General features: G+C 37.9%; 2 protein-coding genes and 1 pseudogene. All 3 read right to left on the reverse strand.

The genetic code is table 11. The features are described from left to right. Positions 1-176: 176 nt before the first annotated feature. The 3 genes and pseudogenes from COX77_02305 to COX77_02315 all read right to left on the reverse strand — a co-directional run bounded on the left by COX77_02305 (position 177) and on the right by COX77_02315 (position 1,729). Positions 177-368, reverse strand: a complete 192-nt coding sequence (locus COX77_02305) for a hypothetical protein (GenBank protein ID PIZ99170.1) — start codon at positions 366-368, stop codon at positions 177-179. Between the two features lie 65 nt (positions 369-433). Then, positions 434-1,207, reverse strand: a complete 774-nt coding sequence (locus COX77_02310) for a hypothetical protein (GenBank protein ID PIZ99171.1) — start codon at positions 1,205-1,207, stop codon at positions 434-436. A 330-nt stretch (positions 1,208-1,537) separates the two neighbouring features. Then, positions 1,538-1,729 (reverse strand): annotated as a pseudogene (locus tag COX77_02315) (hypothetical protein). Positions 1,730-2,811 lie beyond the last annotated feature (1,082 nt).

The raw sequence follows: 2,811 nt of genomic DNA on the forward strand, positions 1-2,811 counted from the left end.
AGATGGAAAAATGCAAACTGGTGGCCAGCGTTGTTCCCATCTTCAGCCATAAATACAGCTTGATGATACGTGTTGCCATGATCTATATTCCTTATTTTAATGTACAAAATATTATAAAAAAACTGGATTATCCTCATCGGTTAACCCAGTTAATATATGTAATAACAAATTAATTTTTATACCGTATCTGTCATAAAATTCGTATTGGACCTATCAGTATAAGATGCTTGGGCTAAAGCCGATATGATGATGTGATAGTCACGTTCGCAACTATCCATCTGGTGGGCGACAAAATCACCGTTGGTTTGTGGCAACCAACTATTTAAGCCAATATTCATCTTTTTTTCTAAATTTTCTAAGTTTTTCATATCTTTATCTTTTACCCTTGATAACTATTATGACGCCCAAAGGCGCATTACGTTACAGTGATTTACTAACGACTTGTTTTTTTAATAATTAAGACCCTTGGTTCTCCGCTGAGCACATCACCACTATTCCAATCATGAAGCGCTGACATGATTACCGTCATAGTATAAACATAATCTTGCCCCCGGCGTGTACCAGGATCATTGGTAATAAACTTGTCGTCTTGATAACCTTTCAGTACTAACATGTGATACAGAGGGCCAGCATCACGAAAATACGGATTTTTCAAAGCTCGCCCATAAAATGGAGCAATGATTGGATAACCGTTGTCTAAATATTTTTTCAATTGCTTTACGGTGGGGCGTTCTAATATTTCTGTTTGATAATGCCAATACTCTTGAACAATAGTCGCTACTTGAGAAATCGTCGTATCTCGGTAATCTCCCTTGTTTTTATTCTGCCAATCGACTAGCTTTAAGATGTCATTATTAGCTTCTTGTTTGGTGGGATTTTGTTTTTTACCCTGCCAATAATAATATGCCATTAACATCGCTGCTTCTTCGCAACTCTCTTGGTACGGTAACTGCCAATTACCATCTGGTGCCTGCACCAAAAATGGTACTGCTAAATTTACTTGCTGGGGCAATGACTTTATGGGAGTAGTGGCATTATTACTCACGACTTCCTTATTCGGTGTCACGAGGGGCAAGGACTGAATTTCTTGCCAAGTTTTTTCCGGTGGTAAACTTTTTTTAACTGCCAACACTGACCCATAAATTATTTCATTAACCAGCAAGCCACTTACCAATATTAAAATTATTATTATAAGTTTAGACTGCATAACTCTATCATATAAAAAAGACCACCTCTTGTCGAGGTGGCAATGAGACTTCTATTTTTTATCAATATAATTTTTATAGGTTGCATTTTCGCGCCAAGTATCCCAGGGCTGAGTAGTACTAATCAACTGATTGCTATATTTCACTGCTGCTTTGGTTAAAACTTCAATTGGATAATTGCCATACACATAGGCATTAACAAAATTTGACCAATCCTTGCTGGCTATTTTCAGTTGACCGATTTTTTTTTGTAATTCTTGTTTTAATTCCAAGGCTAACTTTTGCTCCAATCCTAGCGGTAAACGCATTTGATTATATTTAAAGCCAGCACCGCGCGCCTTACCAAGGCCTAGGGGGTTATAGCCATTACGTACCTCTGTACCATCAGGATAGCCATCACTATCACTATCACTTTTAAAGGGATCAGTACCAATTTGCAGCTCATACTCATCACTGAGTGTATCGCCATCACTATCCAAAACATTAACCGCTGGCGCTGCTTCTTTACCAGTACTAAAACTCATCACCTTGGTTTCTGTTTCTTTGTTGTAGAAACTGGTGTGGGCTTTGATTTTATAATAATAAATAGTCTGGGCTTTGAGTTCGGCCAAAACAACTCGTTGTGCTGTTACTGGATAATAGTCTGTAGTATTAACACTTTTGTCCAAACGATCTGGCAACGTCCCATAATAAACAGTGCCCCTAGCGGCATAGTTTGTTTGCCACTTAATAACGGCACGGTCATTAAAAATAAGTTCGGGATTATAATTCTGTGGTTCAATATTATTAATTTGCAAATCTGGTTTGGTTGTCGGATTGATCGAGGTATTAAAAACAATGCCCCTACTTAATTCTTTGTTACCATCGCGATCCTCAGCCTCAATTTGCACATGATACCTATTGTTAGGTTCTAGGCCATCAAAAAATAAATAGTGGTTTTTATCCAAGGCACCATAACCAGTGTTTTGATTGAGATTGTCTTGATCCTTACCATAACGAATAGTAGCTTTTGTTTCTTTATTTGTCTCCCACTTAATCAAAACAGCGTCGGATAATGCTTGTACCAATTCCGCCACCTCAAAACTGGGCTTGACGGTACTTTTCATATCCTTCGTAGAAAAACTTTGGATAAAATTTTGCGTTGTTTGATTGGCTTGGTTGATCGCCAGGATACGATAGTAATAAGTTTTATCAACCTCCAAACCCGTTAAAGCTGTTTCGTGATCCTCGTGATAAGCAACATAAATAATATTCTTATCTAGATTATCCGATTGTAAACCATAATAAATAATAGCGCGCGTCCATTCATTGGGCGTCCGCCAGTGTAACATTGCACTGTTGTTAGCAATGCCAAATATTGAAACGTTGGTAATCGTCATCGCTGCCTGTCCCACATTACCAGCAACCAAAAAAGACACAGCTAGGACCAATAAATAACTGACAACCTTTTTCATATCTATAAGTATATTATATTACGGACTTTCTGTGAATGATTTCACTACTACGCGAGAATAATGACCTCCTCCCCGCACTCAAAAAAGCTATCTTAACTAGATAGCTTTTTTTCATACGGGGTTTCCCTTTGGGTTTCAAGAGAATTCCAGTC

Source organism: Candidatus Komeilibacteria bacterium CG_4_10_14_0_2_um_filter_37_10 (assembly GCA_002793075.1).
Lineage (GTDB): Bacteria > Patescibacteriota > Patescibacteriia > UBA1558 > UBA1558 > UM-FILTER-37-10.

Coding starts and splice junctions, on each gene's coding strand:
- COX77_02310 (PIZ99171.1), bottom strand. CDS start 1,207: ATGCAGTCTAAACTTATAATAATAATTTTAATATTGGTAAGTGGCTTG.
- COX77_02305 (PIZ99170.1), bottom strand. CDS start 368: ATGAAAAACTTAGAAAATTTAGAAAAAAAGATGAATATTGGCTTAAAT.